This is a genomic window from Dictyobacter formicarum (genome assembly GCF_016587435.1).
On record NZ_BNJJ01000003.1, the window covers coordinates 24,460 to 41,781 of the forward strand.

A 17,322-nucleotide genomic window follows, 5' to 3' on the forward strand; every position below is an offset into this window, starting at 1 on the left:
GGGGGTGTCCCCCATAGGCGTCAACTTAAGAAAAAGTACTTGAACAACTGAACAACTGAAGAGGATGCAAGGCAGAGCCAAACTTGGTACACTGGACATGTACAAACCTAATCCAGACCAGGAGTGACTCGTGCCTCAACACCATCATGATACTCAATACGCCCAGGCTTCGCAACAACTGTGTGCCCTTTCCAATCAGCAATGGCAATGGTTTGTCCAGGAATACTTGCCAGGAGATCTTGATGAGCAAGCACTGCACTACAAAGCATTCCGTCGCAAACGGCATTTGGCTTCGCCCAGTGACCTGCTGCGGGGATTGCTCTGCTATATGCTCAGTCAATCGTCCTTGCGCCAATTAAGCTTGTGGAGCGCGGCGACTCAGCCCAACAGTCCCCCGTTAAGCAAGCAAGCGTGGCATCAACGTTTACGCCAGTCAACCGACTGGCTGATGTGGATTGCCAATACGTTGTTGGCCCACCAGACCCAGACCACTGCAGTTCAGGGACAGGTGTCCGGACGTCTATTGCTCGTGGATGGAACGCATTTCACCTGTCGTGGCCCCCACGGCACCTCATGGCAGGTGCGTGCCACCTACCATCTACTCACCAGTCAGCTTGCAAGCTTGCGCGTGAAGCGAGGAACAGGAGGTGAAAATCTGTGTGATCTTCCCCTTCAGCACGGGGATGTGGTCGTGGCTGATGCTGGTCATAGTCATCCCAAATCCGTGTTTGCAGTGGCGGAACAAGGCGCATGGTCGCTCATTCGCTGGAGTCCCTTTCACCTGCCACTCGCGGAGTTGACTCCTGAGTCTGCAACAGAGAAACCAGCGATGATCGATTGGCATCAGTGGCTCCAAAGCTTGCCTGTTGGCGTGCATCAAAAGGATGTGCAGGTGCTGCACGCACACAAGTGCGTGCGTCTGCACCTCATCGTTGAGGTCCCACCAGCCGAGGAAGCGGAACGCATGCGTGAGCGCAAGCGGCAGCAAGACCGCGACAAAGGGCGCAAGTCGACTGACGATGCAATTTTCGCAGCCGGCTTTCTGCTCTTGGTGACCAGCATTCCTGAGACGTATTGGTCTGCCGCCCAGGTGATCGAAGCCTATCAAAGTCGTTGGCATGTGGAAACGCTCTTCAAACGCTTTAAACAAGTCATTGACGCCCATCATCTAGATTGCACGCGAGCCGATACCGCACAGGCCATGGTCGCAACGTTACTGGTCGCGTGGTTGTTGGTGGAACAGCAGACCGAGCAAACCAGTCAACTGCTCGTTGAAGCCCAGAAGAGCCAGCAACAAGATGCAACCCCCACCAGTTTGTATCAGCTCAATCGCTTGAGTGCGCAGGGGGTGGAGCAAATCGTGAAAGGCTATTGGGACCCACGAACCTTGAAAAGTCATATCAGGCAATGTATTCGTCTCTTGCGCGATAAACGCCAGCGACCTATCCTAGAGCAGCAACGACGGGTGCATTTCCAGAAGGAGTTCGCTCGTCTATCAGGTGATGATGCAATCTTCAGTTGTTCAAGTGCTTAAGTTGACGCCTATGGGGGTGTCCCCCAGCATTCTTTCTCTCTCCTCCCGCCGCCGCAGGCGGCGAGTCAGAAAAAAGAAGCAGGACTCTGCGCTTTGGGGCCGCAGCAAGCGGCCCCAAAGCGCAGAGTCCTGCATTATCCTACCTTTATTGCGGGCATGCATCGGCTGTGGTACTATAAACGAGAGAATAACAAGGAACAGGTACCTCCAAGCAAGGCAACAATGGAAGAGGGCCTCAACAAAGATGACTGAATACCAGACAACCCTATCAGAAAAAACGCCGATCGCAATCACGATTGGCAATTTCGATGGCGTCCACCTTGGACATCAGCGACTTTTGCAAGAGCTTCGTGCCATGGCACAGAAGCTGCAGTGCACGCCAGCTATGGTCACCTTTGCGCCGCATACCCTGATGGTTGTGCGCCCGAATATGAATATTTCATATCTCACGACATTAGAAGAAAAACTCTCCCTTGCCCGCGAATATGGCAAGGTGGCAGATTCTATTATTGTGCATTTTACGCCAGAAGTTGCAGCACTCTCGGCTGAAGATTTTATGAACAACCTCTGCACACGTTTTACTATAAGAGGACTGATTGTTGGCGCAGACTTTAGTCTGGGGCATAATCGCATGGGCAACGTCGCTTTTCTGGAACAGTATGGTCAAGAGCACGATATAGAAGTACGTGCATTAGCCCTGGAGACAGATAACCAGACACGCATTAGTAGTACCCGTATCAGGACTTTAGTCAGCGAGGGCCGCATTGCTGAAGCCAATACTTTGCTGGGCCATCCATTAGTACTTGGAGGCACGGTAGTGCATGGCGATGAGCGAGGCAGGCTGTTAGGCTTCCCAACAGCCAATATTCGTCCAGATAAACACAAACTTCTTCCCTCCAACGGCGTATATGCAGTAAGAGTTACAATCCAGAACAATGCCAGCGGTGACTCAGTAGAAGCTTCTACCGTCTATAATGGTGTAACAAATATTGGTATTCGTCCTACGTTTAATGGAACAGAGCGCCTTGTAGAAGTACATCTACTCGATGCAACAATGGATCTCTACGATAAGTATCTGCGCGTTGAATTTATTGAACGGCTACGTGGAGAGCAACGCTTCCCGGGAATTGATGCCTTGAAAAATCAGATTTCTATGGATGTGCAACAAGCACAACAGATTTTAGCAAGCAGGAGAGTGAGCCATTGAATGCTCGCCAGAACCCATTAGCGAAATTAGAAGCATTTATGCAGCGGGTCATTGAGACTCCCTTTAATCGGCTCTTCCCATCCAAGATGGAACCGATCGAGATCGCGCGCAAATTAGAGCGTGCGATGGATGACAATACGATGCTGCAAGGTGAGGGACGTCGGCTGTCGCCAAATGTGTATGACATTTATCTGAGTATTAAAGATCATCAGCAGTTGTCGCCGGGCCAGACCGGGCTCATCCGCGATTGGCAGAACCACCTGGTGGAATTCGCCAAAAGACGGCACTATACGTTAAAGACAGTGCCGATCATTCGCCTGCACTCTGATACCTCTTTGCGTCCAGGTATGGTGCGTATCGACACGGAGCAGGCTGATCAGGGTGGGGGCCTGATGGCTACCCAGGCGCTAAGCGCCGAACAATTAGCCAATATACGCGCTCAGCTAGCCACAAATCAGCCATTGCCCGGCATTGATGGGGGCAGTTCACCCAATCAGGGTATGCATGGCAGAGGATCACATTCAGGGGCTGGACACCAGGGCTATGCTCATCATAGCAATCCAGGTGTTGCTCCGACCATTCCTCCTACCCCCCAGACGCCTATGCCACAGGCCTGGCTAACGATCCGTTTACCCCAGGCAGGGCAGCAGACCTATCGCATCGAAAAGCCACTGGTCAATATCGGCCGTCAGCTCAGCAACGATATTATTGTTGAAGACAAACGCGTTTCTCGTTATCATGCACAAATTAAATATCAACCAGATGGGCAATTTGCCATCTTTGACCTTGGCAGTACTAATGGAATCACAATTAATAACACGCCACATATGCGCCAACATATTCTGCGCAATGGTGATCAGTTCACCATAGGCAGCTATGATTTTTACTTCGAAAGAAGGTGAGATCTTCGCCCTATGCAACTACCAGTATTCTTACTCATATTGCGTCTCTTATTTATCGTTCTGCTCTATCTCTTTTTGATGCAGGTGGTAATCGCGATTACCCGCGACTTGCGTAAAACGGCCGCCATCGGGGACATCCCCGACGGAGGACGGCAGGCAATCTTTGGCCACCTGATCGTGGTAGATAGCGGTCCCAGCACGGTAGTACAACCAGGGATGCGTTTTGATCTGGACCAGAATACCACCATCGGGCGTGGTCCCACCAATACTATTCAGATTTCTGATAACTTTATCTCATCGGAACATTCACGGCTCTGGTTCCGCAATGGCATATGGTATATACAGGACGCAGGCAGTGTCAATGGTACGTATGTGAATAACCAACCGGCTCGCGAAGCTGTGCCAGCCCGCGCTGGCGATATTGTGCGCGTCGGCTATATCCAGTTCAAACTCACACAATAAATGAGAGGCAACCAGAGTGGTTGCCTTCCCTTGTTCATGCTACTTCTTCATTAAGCACCGACTCCTGCTTCTAGTTACAAGAGGTTTTGATAGATGGCACAAATGGCACAACGAACATCAGGAGCATTCCGACAATATCGCTGGAAAGAACTGGGATTGTTGCTGCTTCCGGGGGTGATCCTGCTGTTATTGATGACGCAATTGCTCATCATCAGATCCAGCAATGATACCACCACAGTGAATAACCTGCGCAATCTCCCAATTCTGGATGGTCTGATTCCCATTCTGGGTTTTATTGCCGCCGTATTAGGAGTACATTTCGTACTAAATATTTTCTTTCGCAAGGCTGACCAGGTGCTCCTCCCTCTGGTAGCGCTCCTGAGCGGTCTGGGAGTGGTAATGATGACCCGGCTGGGGCCGGATATCCCTGCTCCTAATGGACCAATCCCTAATCTGGGTTCGAAACAATTATTATGGGTATTGCTGGGCCTGGCTATCTGCCTGGGCACCATGTTCCTCCTGCGCAATATCGGCTGGCTGTCACGCTACAAATATACCTGGCTCCTCTTCTGCTTTGCGGTACTGGCACCGAGCGTAATCAGAGGTATCATTACCTTTAAAAATGCTGACCCAACCCGTGACACACTCGGTTTTGGTCCATTAAATTTACAGCCCTCCGAGTTTTTGAAAATTGGCGTGGCTATTTTCTTCGCAGGCTACCTTAACGACAATCGCGACATCCTGGCCGAAGGACACTATCGCCTGGGTCCCTTGCGATTGCCACCGCTCAGGCAGCTAGGACCAATGCTATCTATGCTGGGAATTGGTCTTATGAGCTTCCTGATTGTGCGTGAGCTTGGTCTGGCACTGCTGGTCTACAGCCTCTTTCTGTGCATGACCTATGTGGCGACAGGCAAAAAATCATACGTCCTGGTCAGTTTGCTGGCATTCGTCTTACTGGCTTTGATCGGCTACAGCCTCTTGCCATATGTACAGAACCGCTTCGCAACCGTGGCCTTCAATCCAGCCGACTGGGCCCACCTGACACCAAAGGAAGATGCGTTCGCGACGGATAAAGGCCTGCAAGTCTATCAGGGGCTCATCAATGTCGCCAGCGGCGGAATCCTCGGCAATGGGCTTGGCCTGGGTTATCCGGTTCGCGTACCGGTTATTGACTCGGACATGGCTTTCACTGCTTATGCTGATGAATTCGGTCTGGTTGGTCTCTTTGCGATTATTGGCATCTATCTGCTGATCGTGCACCGAGGCTTCCGCATCGCGGCCGAGGCAACTGACCCTTTCAGTAAGTTGCTGGCCACCGGTCTGACATCGATCTTTGCTCTGCAAACGCTGATTATTACCGCCGGAGACCTCAAGTTGCTGCCACTGACCGGTATCCCACTGCCCTACCTGAGCAATGGTGGTAACGCTATCCTGGCCAACTTTATCATCGTCGGTATCCTGCTACGCATCTCCCACAACACCGCAGTGGAACGCGAAGGCATATATTAAAACATCATTTGGGGAACGTAGGCGTCCCCAATCTCGTTTTTATATTGGTGCAAAACGTGCGCAATGCGCACGTTTTGCACCAATATAAAAACCTCTTTTGAGCTCCGCAGGAGCGTAGTGTGAGGAGCCGAAGGCGCGGAACCTATGGCTTTTAGACATTTTTAAGTAGCTAAAAATGGGAAGCTTTTGTCTATTCTTTAACCGCGCTGCCATCTTTAGCAACGGCATCTGGTTTTTGTGAGCAGGCATGCCGCATTTATAACTTTACATTTCCTTCTATGCGGTTGCTAATGGAATAGCAACTCTAAGCGGCACAAAATCAAAAGGAGGTAGCTTGCTTCCACCAGGTAGGAGCAGCTAATGATATGTGTGAACACTAGAAAATTCAGAGTAAATTGGCAAAGCGCAACCCTGCTCGTTTTATTTTGTCTCGCCATTGCCTTACGTGTGTTTCTGGCTTATCAGAACTGGCCCTTACCCAACAGCGATGAGGGCACAATGGGTCTGATAGGAATGCACATCCGGCAAGGAAAACATCCCGTTATTTACTATGACCAGGATTATATGGGGGTGCTACAGGCGTATCTAGGTGCCGTCTTCTTTACATTATTTGGTCGCTCAGTATTTACACTTCGTCTGGGTATGGTGACGCTTTTCGTAGGTTTTTTACTGAGTATGTATTTACTGATTCGTCAGCTCTATGCCCGGCGCTTCGCACTCTTTATAGTCGCAATTTTTAGCTTTGGTTCAGCAGCTATGCTGTCGCGGCAGCTGATCGCGATCGGTGGCTATCCAGAAACCGTCTTTTTTGCAACCCTCTCCCTGGCGCTCGGACTCAGGCTAGCATTGACAACCCCCGATGGAGAGTTGTGGCAGCGAGCTAGAAGGTACGGACTTTTCTTTCTCTGGGGTATAACAGTGAGCCTGGGCATCTGGAGCAACACCCTTATTCTGCCCTGGGTGGCCTGCTCGAGTTTGCTGCTGCTCTTTTCCTGGCGTGAGCTCATCTTCAAAGCAGCCATGGTAGCCGTGATCGCTGGTCTGCTGGTGGGTGGCGCTCCACTCATTGTCTATAATATCCACGCTCCAATCCACCACGATACAATTTCCGTACTGCTGAGCCAGCTAGGACATGCACCGCTAACCCTGCATACACTAAAAGCGCAATTCCAGAACACCTTCACCATTAGTTTACCTATTATGTCGGGTAGCCCGATATGCTATAAATCCGAATATTCATTCTTGCAGTATTGGGGATTTGGCAATTACTGGCATAGCTATTGCGCAACGACAAATAGTATCTGGTCAACAGGCTTCATCATTCTCACAGCAACTGCCACTGGCATGGCATGCTGGACGCTGGCCAAACATTTCTTCCCACTGCACCTGCACACACTATCTGCTAAGGAGCGGAGCGTATTAATCATCAACTGTGCCCGACTGATCTTGATCCTGGGTATCGTAGCAACCATCTTACCATACTTGCGCAGCAGTTCAGTGCTTAGCGGTCCAGGGCAAAATGCTCGCTACTTAATAGGAGTCTGGATAGGCCTACCAGCACTGGTCTGGCCTCTCTGGTCAGGAGCAAATTATTATATACGCACAGTAGCTACACACCCTGCTGGTCTACCGGGAAAAATCGGTGCAGCATTCTGCCTCAGTTCACTGGCACTACTTCTATTTATTTCAATGTACGGAAGTTATCGGACGCTGTTACAGGTTCCAGTAGCGCAAGAGGCCATGCACAATGAGCAAGAACTCATCCAGAGCCTGCAATCTCACAAACTTCATCACCTCTATGCTGATTACTGGATCTGCTATCGTATTAATTTTGAGATGGGACCAAGTGTAAACTGTGCATCAGCCCACTATGAGTATCCCAGGCGCAGGGTATTCGATTATAGCAATAACAAATATGCTCCATATTTAAAAGCGGTACTGAGCGATCCTTACGCGACATACCTGCTTAATCAGAACAATAAGGTTGCGCTGCTAGCCGTCGAAAAAAAGTTCAAAAATGAGCATTTTTCGTACCAGATATACAGCGTTATCCCTGAACTGTTAGCGGTTCAGCCAATCAAACATACATAATATTTGAAGGATGAGGCGCCGGTCGAAAACGCATTACCAGTACACACTGGACATTGCTTGTCTACACTTTGGGCACATGCTATACTGCCCATGACGTAGTATTTGTAAGAATGCGTAGGGGAATAATGGAATGGGTCAATACAGGGAATGGCTATTCTATCGCGAGATTGATCAACAGCTAACGACTCAGATCCAGGCATTTGAGCAAGAGCTGGCGCAAATCCAGGCAGAAATAGGCCAGCTGGAACATAAAACAAGCTATACAGACAATATCATCCTCCAGGCGCTGATCGGCATTCAACAGGCCCAACGGGCCAATAGTCAGCAGTCAGCTAGTAATGCCACGGGAAAGGGGCAGAAGGCCGCCGGGACCGTTTCTCCGGCTCTTTTCGCCTGGAGTCAGTTGCCTAAATTTGATGGTCGGGATATCCAACCATCAGATGACGATACACCTCCTAACAGCCCGTTACCACCTCTTACTGCCTCTACCGGCAATTTGCTACCCACCGATATCAGTGCATTTGTTGATGCCCACAGTCAGACGGACCCACAACTCAAAGTACCATGGTGGCTACGCAGTGCCCATGCCAATAAAATGATCGAGAAAGACGCACCGGGGAGTACCAGCCCGGTTGATCAGCAAAGTACTCGAACGAACCAGCTTGTCGAACGCTGGTTTGAACGCTGGGGAGAGCGCACCAAAAATTCCGCACCAAAACAGGAGGGCCAGGCCGAATGAAAGAGGGCGAGAACCAGCACAGCGAACTGATTAGCCAGGCAGACATAGATAAACTTTTTTCCCAACTCACAACCACAGAAGTTGATGATTTCTACCAGGCCTATCAGCTCTGGCTGCACCGCCAGAGGGTCCTTCAGATCCAACAAGAACTGCAGATTTTGCGCGAAAAGCAGGCGCAAAATACCGCCCACATGCAATCGATCGCGCCATCAGCCATTGCGCTTTCGGCCATTGCACAGTTGCGCGTTCATGGGGTTGACGATGTTGATCTGCTAGATCGTATGCTGGAACGTGGAGAGGAATGGCTCGATAACACCATGCAACTGCTCGCGCGCTGCGAAACCCTCAACTTCATTCAAGGAAACTATACACAGTGGTGTGAACATGCGCTGGAAGGAGCATACGAATGGATGTGGTCCATGAACGATGCCAGCTTAAGCACCTATTTTGATGTCGAGCAGCCAGATACAATGCATCAGCAAGAGACGACACAAACCACAACTACCAGCGAGGAAGTAACAGAAGCGCAACTCCTCCAAAAGTTGATGAGTGAGGAGGGCGAGGAGAAAACCACGGCTCGACCTCAGGCCAGGATCACCCGGCCGCTACCGGTTATCAGTCCGGAAGAGGTGCTGGCACAATCCGAAGCATTTATGCCTCTAGACCTTGGAACTGCCCATGAAGAAGTCCCGCCAGAAGTAGCAACAGAGCCTGGCACGGTTGATGATCAACATGATACGGTCCCGGCAGATACAACTGAAGAGACCGACATGGTCGGGATCGGAGATAACACAGATGTGCCGGAGCCCGTACAAGAGGCAACACACGCAACGAATGAGATGCCGCACACTCCTCTTGAGGATGAGCCAGATGCTCATGAAGAAGCCTTACAGAGCGAGCTTGCAGAAATAGCGATGGCCAACCAGGACACGCCAGCAGAACCTGAAGCCGAAGAGGCACCACAGCCACATAGAGCAGAGCCAGACAACGAGAGGCAGTTGTCTGAACCTGATGAAGAAGAGGAGACTCAGCCCGCGCAAAATCCGCCAGAAGAGGAAGTGCCAGCCAACGCAGAGGTCCCTCCAGTTGAACAAACAACACAGAGCGAGAACGCAGCTACCGATTCTCCTACCGAGCTCTCCACTCAAGAAGAATCCACACACGAACAGCTAGCAACTGCGGAGCAAGTGGTAGAGGAAGAGCCCCCCGAACAAGAGGCGGCAACAGATGATGCTGTTTCGCCTGTAAGTGATCAGTTGGCAGCAACCACCGATACTGCAGATACTGCTCCGGAAGAGCCCCTTCGAGAAGAGGAACAACAGGAGCAGGTTGAAGCTGTAGAGAAAGAGCCTCTTCAAGAGGAGAAACAAGCCCTGCACACGCAGTGGCCTTATGTATATCAGGAGTCTCAGGATACGAGGCAAACGGCAGAGCCAGCCGCCTCGCCTGTAACCTCGCAGGATCATCAGGGACAGCAGGAGCAGCCAACAATCTCTACGTCTAATAATAGCGCCAAGCCTCACGTTGCCGCCGATAGCAAAACGCGAGGCTTATTCAAGCGCTCCCTAGATAGATTCCGGAGAAGATAAACGACCCGATGGGGTACCGCCCATAGTGGGCATCGGCATTGACTGCCCAGGCACAACACCTGAGACGTTGGGAGATGATGACAGTCCCGGCATGGATACAGGCTGTTTTGTGGCAAGCAGTTGCTCCTGAAGTTCGGCAACGTTCTGTTGCAACTTTTTGATCTTGCGCCTGTCGGACCATGCTGACACCAGAGAAACAAAGTAGAGCAGCAACGCTCCCAAAAAGAAGGCCAGCAAAATCCACATGCCAATGGGCAAGTCAGGCGATTGCCACGAAAATAGCACTATATGCACCTGGGTTGTAAAATTCAAGATAGTCAGTACTGCCAGTCCCCCACATACCAATAAGAATAGTAACAGTATGAGGTAGAACATAACGACCTCCTTCATAATGGTGTTGTAGTATAAAAAATGATACATACGTCCAGCAGCATTCACCCATGCTTTTTGTTGGCCTGCGTTCAATTGCTGGACTTACTGATAATACGGATGACCTGTTACATAATATACAGTATATATACCAGCATAATATACAGCAAAAACTAGGAGCTAACTTCCCATCCCAAAACATTCTCATTGCTGTCAGGCAAATTGACGGCGTGCGGCAATAGGCTTATACTGGGGTTGAGCATTAGGAGGGTAAACGTGTTATTTGAAGATTACGAGAAAGAGAACCCGGTCCATAGTCCGGTTCGCACACAATATCTAAATATTAAGCAGCAAAATCCTGACGCGATTCTTTTCTTTCGCATGGGCGATTTTTATGAGATGTTCGATGATGATGCGGAAATCGTGGCGCGAGAATTAGAGATTGCGCTGACACGCCGGGATTTCGGTCGCGGTGAACGCTCGCCAATGGCTGGTATTCCTCATCATGCCGCCGATGGCTATATCGCCCGGCTGGTTGGTAAGGGATATAGAGTAGCGATCTGCGAACAGACAAGCGATCCTGCTCTCTCCAAAGGATTGGTGGATCGCGAGGTGGTGCGCATTGTTACCCCGGGCACCGTGATCGATCCGGCCATGCTGGCCGCCAAACGTAATAATTTTCTGGCGGCCGTGATCGTGGGTCGCGACGCGGTTGGCATTGCCTATGTCGATATCACCACAGGCGAATTTGCCATCACACAGTTCAGCTCAACTGAGCCCGACCTGGCGGCCCAGCAAGAAATCGCGCGAGTGGGCCCGGCCGAAGTGCTGGTTGAAGCCAATTATAGTCGCCTGGGCCAACGCAAGCGCCGCTGGCTGGCTGCCGTCATGAATGAAAAACAGGTCACCAAACTAGGCAGCAATGGCAATCCTAATGCGCATATTCCCGATATCGATGATGATGAAGAGGATGATGTAGCCCCTCTGGCAAAATTACTGACCGGCGTCGCCGGACACGTCACGCCTTATGATACCCGCTATTTCAGTGAAGATGATGCCCGCCATCGCTTACTACGCCAGTTCAACGTGGCATCCCTGGAAGGCTTTGGCTGCGCGCATCTGCCACTGGCGATCCGGGCAGCAGGCGCGGTGCTGGCCTATGTTCAAGAGACCCAGAAGGGACTCCTGCAACAGTTGAATGCGCTGGAGACCTATTTCACCGATGGCTTTATGACGCTCGATCCCTATACAAGACGCAACCTGGAACTCTTTGAAACCGGGCGTAGCGGCTCCGTCAAAGGTTCTTTGCTCTGGGTGCTGGATCGCACACGCACCCCGATGGGCGGTCGCCTGCTACGGCGCTGGATCGGTCAGCCATTGCTGGACATCGCTCTCCTTACCAAACGGCAAGAGGCCATCAATGAGTTGCTAGGCGATACCTTGCTGCAGGCGAGACTGACCGAGGGGCTCAAAAAAGCTGGCGATATTGAAAGACTGATTAACCGTGTCAAGCAACGCATTGCCTCTCCTCGCGACCTGGTGGCGCTGGCCAATGGACTGCGGGCCGCATCAGAGGTGCGCAACTGCCTCACGCAAGAAGAGAGCGCCAACAAACCCGCTTTGCAGCGCATCGTCGAGCACCTGGCCGATAACGACGATATTGTTGAGCTGATCGAACATGCAATCGTCGAAGAGCCGCCCCTGAGCATCACGGAAGGTGGCATTATACGGCCAAGCTTTAGTGCCGAGCTTGACCAGTTGCGCGATGCCTCACACAATGGCCGCAAATGGATCTCGGATCTGGAGCAGCGCGAGCGCAAGCGTACAGGCATTAACAATCTGAAGGTTGGCTTTAACAAGGCCACTGGCTATTTCATCGAAGTCACCACATCCAACCTCAATCGTGTCCCGCAGGAATATATTCGCAGACAGACACTTACCAATTCCGAGCGCTATATTACTCCTGATCTCAAAGAATACGAGACCCTCATCTTGAATTCGCAGGAACGCGTCAATAAGATGGAGAACGAGTTCTTTGTGCAATTGCGGACAGATATCGCCGTCCACGCGGCCGAGCGCATTCTAGATACCGCCCATGCGCTGGCCGAGATCGACGTCTACCAGAGCCTGGCCGAGGTGGCGGCCAGACAAAATTATTGTCGACCAACATTGAACGAAGGCGACACCATCCACATCGTAGCCGGTCGACATCCAGTGGTAGAGCAGGCCCAGGCAGACACTCCGTTTATCCCTAATGATGCCAACCTCTCGAATCACGAGGCCCAGATTGGCATTATCACCGGACCCAACATGGCGGGTAAATCAACCTACCTGCGCCAGGTGGCGCTGATTGTGTTGATGGCCCAGATTGGCAGCTTTGTACCGGCGGAAGCCGCTACGATCGGCATGGTGGATCGTATCTTCACGCGCATTGGAGCGCAGGATGATCTGGCCACGGGCCAGAGTACATTCATGGTTGAAATGGTTGAGACCGCCAACATTCTGCACCATGCCACGCCACGCAGCCTGATTATCCTGGATGAAATCGGTCGTGGCACCAGTACCTATGATGGGCTGGCCATCGCGCGATCGGTGGTCGAATATTTACATAATAATAAGCGTAGTGGGGCTCGTACCCTCTTCGCCACCCATTACCACGAACTGGTCGAAGTCGCCCAGCTATTGCCGCGCATCAAATGCCTGAATGTAGCCGTCACCGAAGAGGCTGGTCAGGTCATCTTTTTACGCAAAATCGTACCCGGCGGTGCCGATAGAAGCTACGGCATCCATGTGGCTCAGCTCGCCGGTATTCCCCGGCCAGTCATCCATCGTGCCGAGGAGATTCTGGAGGAATTAGAACGTAAAGGAGATGCCAAACACCGGCGCAAAGCTATGCGCGATATCACGATGCCAGTTGCCTGGCAAATGACTTTGCTGGAACCCGAAACCCATCCGCTGATTGATGAAATTAAAGGGCTGGCCATCGATGAACTCACGCCAATCGAGGCCATCAGTAAACTCTACGAATTACAGCAGAAAGCCAGGCGGGATTCCTAGCTTTTTGGCTTTTTGCTTATTCCGATATATTTGCCGCGCATAATCCCGACATCTAACCATCAAGATGTGATATTATAAGGATGGTTAGTGTATTGTGTACAATAATAAAACCAATTTGGGAGGATAAATGACGACCCAACAACCGACATATATTGAAGAAGACAAGCAAGCATTAGAACAACTCTGTATTAATACTATTCGCACACTAGCCATGGATGGCGTACAAAAAGCAAATTGTGGGCATCCCGGCACCCCAATGGCGCTGGCCCCTTTAGCATATTTACTTTATACACGCCACATGCGCCACAACCCAAAGAATCCACACTGGGTTAATCGAGACCGCTTCGTACTTTCAGCTGGACATGCTTCAATGCTGCAATACAGCTTGTTGTATTTAACTGACTACGATCTTTCACTGGACGAACTAAAAAATTTTCGTCAGTGGGGCAGTAAGACCCCCGGCCATCCCGAATATGGTCACACCGCCGGCATCGAGACGACCACTGGTCCGCTGGGTCAGGGTATTGGTAATGCCGTTGGTATGGCTATTGCACAACGCTTCCAGGCCAGCCGCTTCAATCGTCCGGACCACGAAGTCATTGACCACTATATCTATGGCATCGCTGGTGACGGCGACATGCAGGAAGGCATCTCCTCTGAAGCCGCTTCCCTGGCTGGCACTCTCAAACTGGGCAGACTGATTTTCTTCTATGATGATAACAATATCACCATCGAAGGCGATGCCAGCATTGCGTTTACCGAGAATGTCGGTGCTCGCTTTGAGAGCTATGGCTGGCACGTCCAGCATGTCGCGGATATCAATAATTTAGATGCCCTTAACCAGGCCATCGAAGCTGCTAAAGCAGTGACCGATAAGCCTTCGCTGGTTGTTGTCAAATCTAAGATTGGCTATGGCAGCCCGCACAAGCAAGGTAGTCACGAAGCCCATGGTGCTCCGCTGGGCGCTGAGGAAGTTGTGCTGACCAAGCGTAACCTGGGCTGGCCTTCGGAAGAGCCTTTCTTTGTACCTGAAGAGTCACTGAACTACTTCCGCCAGGCTGTTGAGCGAGGCGCAGAATTTGAGCAGGCATGGCAGAAACAATATGCCGCCTATAGCGCAGAGTATCCTGAGCTGGCCGCTCAATGGGAGCGGGAGTTAAGCGGCAAACTGGCCGAGGGCTGGGATAAAGATATTCCTACCTTTAAAGCCGGTGAAGCAATGGCGACCCGCGTCGCCTCTGGAAAAACGCTCAACGCGATTGCAGCTAACCTGCCCAACCTGATTGGTGGTTCTGCGGACCTGGCTCCTTCAAACAATACCAACATGAAGGGTCTGGGAGATTTCAGTGCTAGCGAGTCCGGTCGCAACATGCACTTTGGCATTCGCGAGCATGCCATGGGAAGTATCATCAACGGTATGGCCCTGTACGGTGGCCTGATCCCCTTCGGTGCCACCTTCTTGATCTTCTCCGACTACATGCGCCCACCGATCCGCCTGGCGTCCTTAATGGGTCTCAAGACCATTTATATCTTCACTCATGATAGTATCGGCGTCGGTGAGGATGGTCCAACCCACGAGCCTGTTGAACAACTGGCCGCCCTGCGCTCGATCCCGGGCGTCACCGTGTTGCGTCCCGGCGATGCCAACGAAACCGCCGAAGCCTGGCGTGTAGCCATCACTCATCAGGGTCCTGTAGCACTGGCCCTGACACGCCAGAACCTGCCAACCCTCGATCGCGAAGAGTATCCAGCCGCAAGTAACCTTGCTAAAGGCGCATACGTGCTACTGGATAGCGAGGGAACACCAGATCTCATTCTGATGGCCAGCGGTTCAGAGGTTTCTCTGGCACTCGACGCAGCCAAACAATTGCGTCAGGAAGGCGTTGCTGTTCGTGTAATAAGTGTACCAAGCTGGGAATTGTTTGAAGAGCAGAGTGCAGAGTACAAAGAAGCGGTCTTGCCAGGAAACGTTCGCACCCGTATAGCAATTGAAGCCGGCCGCACTCAGGGCTGGGAACGCTATGTTGGTCTGGATGGCGACATCATTGCATTGGACCACTTTGGGGCTTCCGCTCCGGCCAAAGTTCTCTTCCAGGAATTTGGCTTCTCAGTAGAGAATGTTGTAGCGAGAGCAAAAGCTCTGTTGAAAAAATAAAGATTATACTTAGCAGGAAATGTTCAATTAAGTAGAAGGAAGGTACAATACCATGGCAAATCCTTTAATACAATTGCAAGAACTGGGTCAGAGCGTCTGGTATGACAATATCGATCGTGCTCAGTTGGCTTCGGGCCAGTTTCAAAAGATGCTGGCCGAGGATGGCATCGTTGGTGTAACCGCCAACCCAACCATTTTCGAGAAGTCTATCAGTGGGGGCCATGCATATGACGATCAGATCATTCAACTGATCAAAGAGGGTAAAGATACCAACGATATCTATGAAGCAGTTGTGATTCAAGATATCCGTACCGTAGCTGATCTCTTACGCCCGATCTATGATCGCACAGAGGGAGGGGATGGCTATGTGAGCCTGGAGGTTTCTCCTGATCTGGCTCATGATACCAAGGGTACCATCTCAGAGGCGAAACGCTTCTGGAGCATGGTAGATCGCCCGAATCTGATGATCAAGATTCCTGCCACGCCTGAAGGTATCCCGGCTATCTACGAAACACTGCGCAGCGGTATCAACGTCAATGTAACCCTGATCTTCTCCCTGGAGTCCTACCGGGATGTGGCCGATGCTTATACCCGCGCCCTTGAGGATCGCAATGGCCGCAGTGAGGACATCAGCAAGCTTGCTTCCGTGGCCAGTTTCTTTGTCAGCCGCGTGGATACCCTGGTTGACAAGCTGCTTGAAGAGAAAATCAAGGCCAGCAATGATCCTGCTGAGAAAGAAGAATTGAAGTCGCTGGAAGGCAAAGCTGCGATCGCCAATGCGCGTCTCGTTTACCAGGATTTCAAGCGCATCTTCAACACCCCACGCTTTGAGTCACTCAAGCATGCCGGTGCCCATGTACAGCGTCCACTATGGGCCAGCACCAGCACCAAGAATCCTGCTTACCGCGATGTGCTGTATGCAGAGGAACTGATTGGACCTAACACCGTAGATACCATGCCACTGGAAACCATCATAAACTTCCGTGACCATGGTCGGGTGCGCCTCAGCATTGAGGATGACATTCCTGGCGCCAAAGCTGTCCTGGATAGCCTGGAGAAAAAGGGCATCCATTACGCACAGATCACCCAACAGCTACAGGATGAGGGCGTAAAGAAGTTCGCCGATTCTTTCCATCAGCTGTTCAAAGGTATTGAAGACAAGAAAAATGCGATCAAAGAATCTCAGCTGGCTGACTAGTTCGCCTTGCGCAGATAGTTGTAGCATTTAGTAACGCCATCGCATCTCCATCCCGATTACGCTGATGACGTAGCGGGATGGAGATATTCCTGAGCATTCCAGCATCATATAATCCAGATATTTGCCAGATATTTGACCCTCCAGCAGAATTCATCTCATCGTGGTAGGATATAGGTACCGGGTCGTATGGATACAATCTCAAGCCAGGCCAGAGCCTACTTTTATTATTGATGTTGACAAGGCTTCAGGGGTAATCGCATGATAAAAGTGAAAGTTACAGGACGGTCCTATTGTCTTGTACAAATAACGCAGCTCGAACGTGAATATGGTATCATGCAAACCTATGGTAAAGGCTTTGAGATCCTGAGAGCCTTACCAGTTCGGACCTGAAATTCTCTTGTGCTAATCTTATTATTATTATTATTAGTAACAGGAAGTATTGTACGCTCCAGGTTGCTCACAATTAAGAGCGCCGTTAAAATACATGGTCAACTGGCAAGCCTTTGT

At 51.0% G+C, this 17,322-nt stretch carries 12 protein-coding genes; 11 read left to right on the plus strand and 1 reads right to left on the minus strand.

What is annotated here, in order from left to right:
• Positions 1-130: 130 nt before the first annotated feature.
• The 8 genes from JMI88_RS05225 to JMI88_RS05260 all read left to right on the plus strand — a co-directional run bounded on the left by JMI88_RS05225 (position 131) and on the right by JMI88_RS05260 (position 10,036).
• Positions 131-1,534 carry a transposase gene (locus JMI88_RS05225; RefSeq protein WP_201360699.1) on the plus strand — a complete coding sequence of 468 codons (1,404 nt, stop codon included), beginning with the start codon at positions 131-133 and terminating at the stop codon, positions 1,532-1,534.
• A 244-nt stretch (positions 1,535-1,778) separates the two neighbouring features.
• A complete protein-coding gene (locus tag JMI88_RS05230) occupies positions 1,779-2,741 on the plus strand; it encodes a bifunctional riboflavin kinase/FAD synthetase (protein WP_201360700.1) in 963 nt (320 codons plus the stop codon).
• On the plus strand, positions 2,738-3,643 hold the full coding sequence (locus JMI88_RS05235) for an FHA domain-containing protein (RefSeq protein WP_201360701.1): 906 nt from the start codon (positions 2,738-2,740) through the stop codon (positions 3,641-3,643). The genes JMI88_RS05230 and JMI88_RS05235 overlap by 4 nt, the downstream gene beginning before the upstream one ends.
• A gap of 12 nt (positions 3,644-3,655) precedes the next feature.
• Positions 3,656-4,105: an FHA domain-containing protein gene (locus tag JMI88_RS05240; RefSeq protein WP_201360702.1), complete on the plus strand. Its 450-nt coding sequence runs from the start codon at positions 3,656-3,658 to the stop codon at positions 4,103-4,105.
• Positions 4,106-4,198: 93 nt separating this feature from the next.
• Positions 4,199-5,617 (plus strand): FtsW/RodA/SpoVE family cell cycle protein, encoded by a 1,419-nt coding sequence (locus tag JMI88_RS05245; protein WP_236022826.1) that lies wholly within the window; start codon positions 4,199-4,201, stop codon positions 5,615-5,617.
• 369 nt (positions 5,618-5,986) lie between these two features.
• Complete coding sequence (locus tag JMI88_RS05250) at positions 5,987-7,708, plus strand: ArnT family glycosyltransferase (protein ID WP_201360703.1); 1,722 nt, start codon at positions 5,987-5,989, stop codon at positions 7,706-7,708.
• Positions 7,709-7,838: 130 nt separating this feature from the next.
• Positions 7,839-8,447, plus strand: a complete 609-nt coding sequence (locus tag JMI88_RS05255) for a hypothetical protein (RefSeq protein ID WP_201360704.1) — start codon at positions 7,839-7,841, stop codon at positions 8,445-8,447.
• Complete coding sequence (locus JMI88_RS05260) at positions 8,444-10,036, plus strand: prolipoprotein diacylglyceryl transferase (protein ID WP_201360705.1); 1,593 nt, start codon at positions 8,444-8,446, stop codon at positions 10,034-10,036. Before JMI88_RS05255 ends, JMI88_RS05260 begins: the two co-directional genes overlap by 4 nt.
• On the opposite strand, the gene JMI88_RS05265 is transcribed toward JMI88_RS05260, so the two are convergent.
• On the minus strand, positions 10,013-10,411 hold the full coding sequence (locus tag JMI88_RS05265; protein ID WP_201360706.1) for a LapA family protein: 399 nt from the start codon (positions 10,409-10,411) through the stop codon (positions 10,013-10,015). The two genes, JMI88_RS05260 and JMI88_RS05265, sit on opposite strands and share 24 nt — an antisense overlap.
• A gap of 270 nt (positions 10,412-10,681) precedes the next feature.
• Here JMI88_RS05265 and mutS point away from each other — a divergent pair, with 270 nt between their 5' ends.
• The 3 genes from mutS (at position 10,682) to tal (ending at position 16,815) form a co-directional block, all read left to right on the plus strand.
• Complete coding sequence (gene mutS / locus JMI88_RS05270; protein WP_236022827.1) at positions 10,682-13,462, plus strand: DNA mismatch repair protein MutS; 2,781 nt, start codon at positions 10,682-10,684, stop codon at positions 13,460-13,462.
• 127 nt (positions 13,463-13,589) lie between these two features.
• Complete coding sequence (gene tkt / locus JMI88_RS05275) at positions 13,590-15,617, plus strand: transketolase (protein WP_201360708.1); 2,028 nt, start codon at positions 13,590-13,592, stop codon at positions 15,615-15,617.
• Positions 15,618-15,669: 52 nt separating this feature from the next.
• A complete protein-coding gene (gene tal / locus JMI88_RS05280; RefSeq protein WP_201360709.1) occupies positions 15,670-16,815 on the plus strand; it encodes a transaldolase in 1,146 nt (381 codons plus the stop codon).
• Positions 16,816-17,322 lie beyond the last annotated feature (507 nt).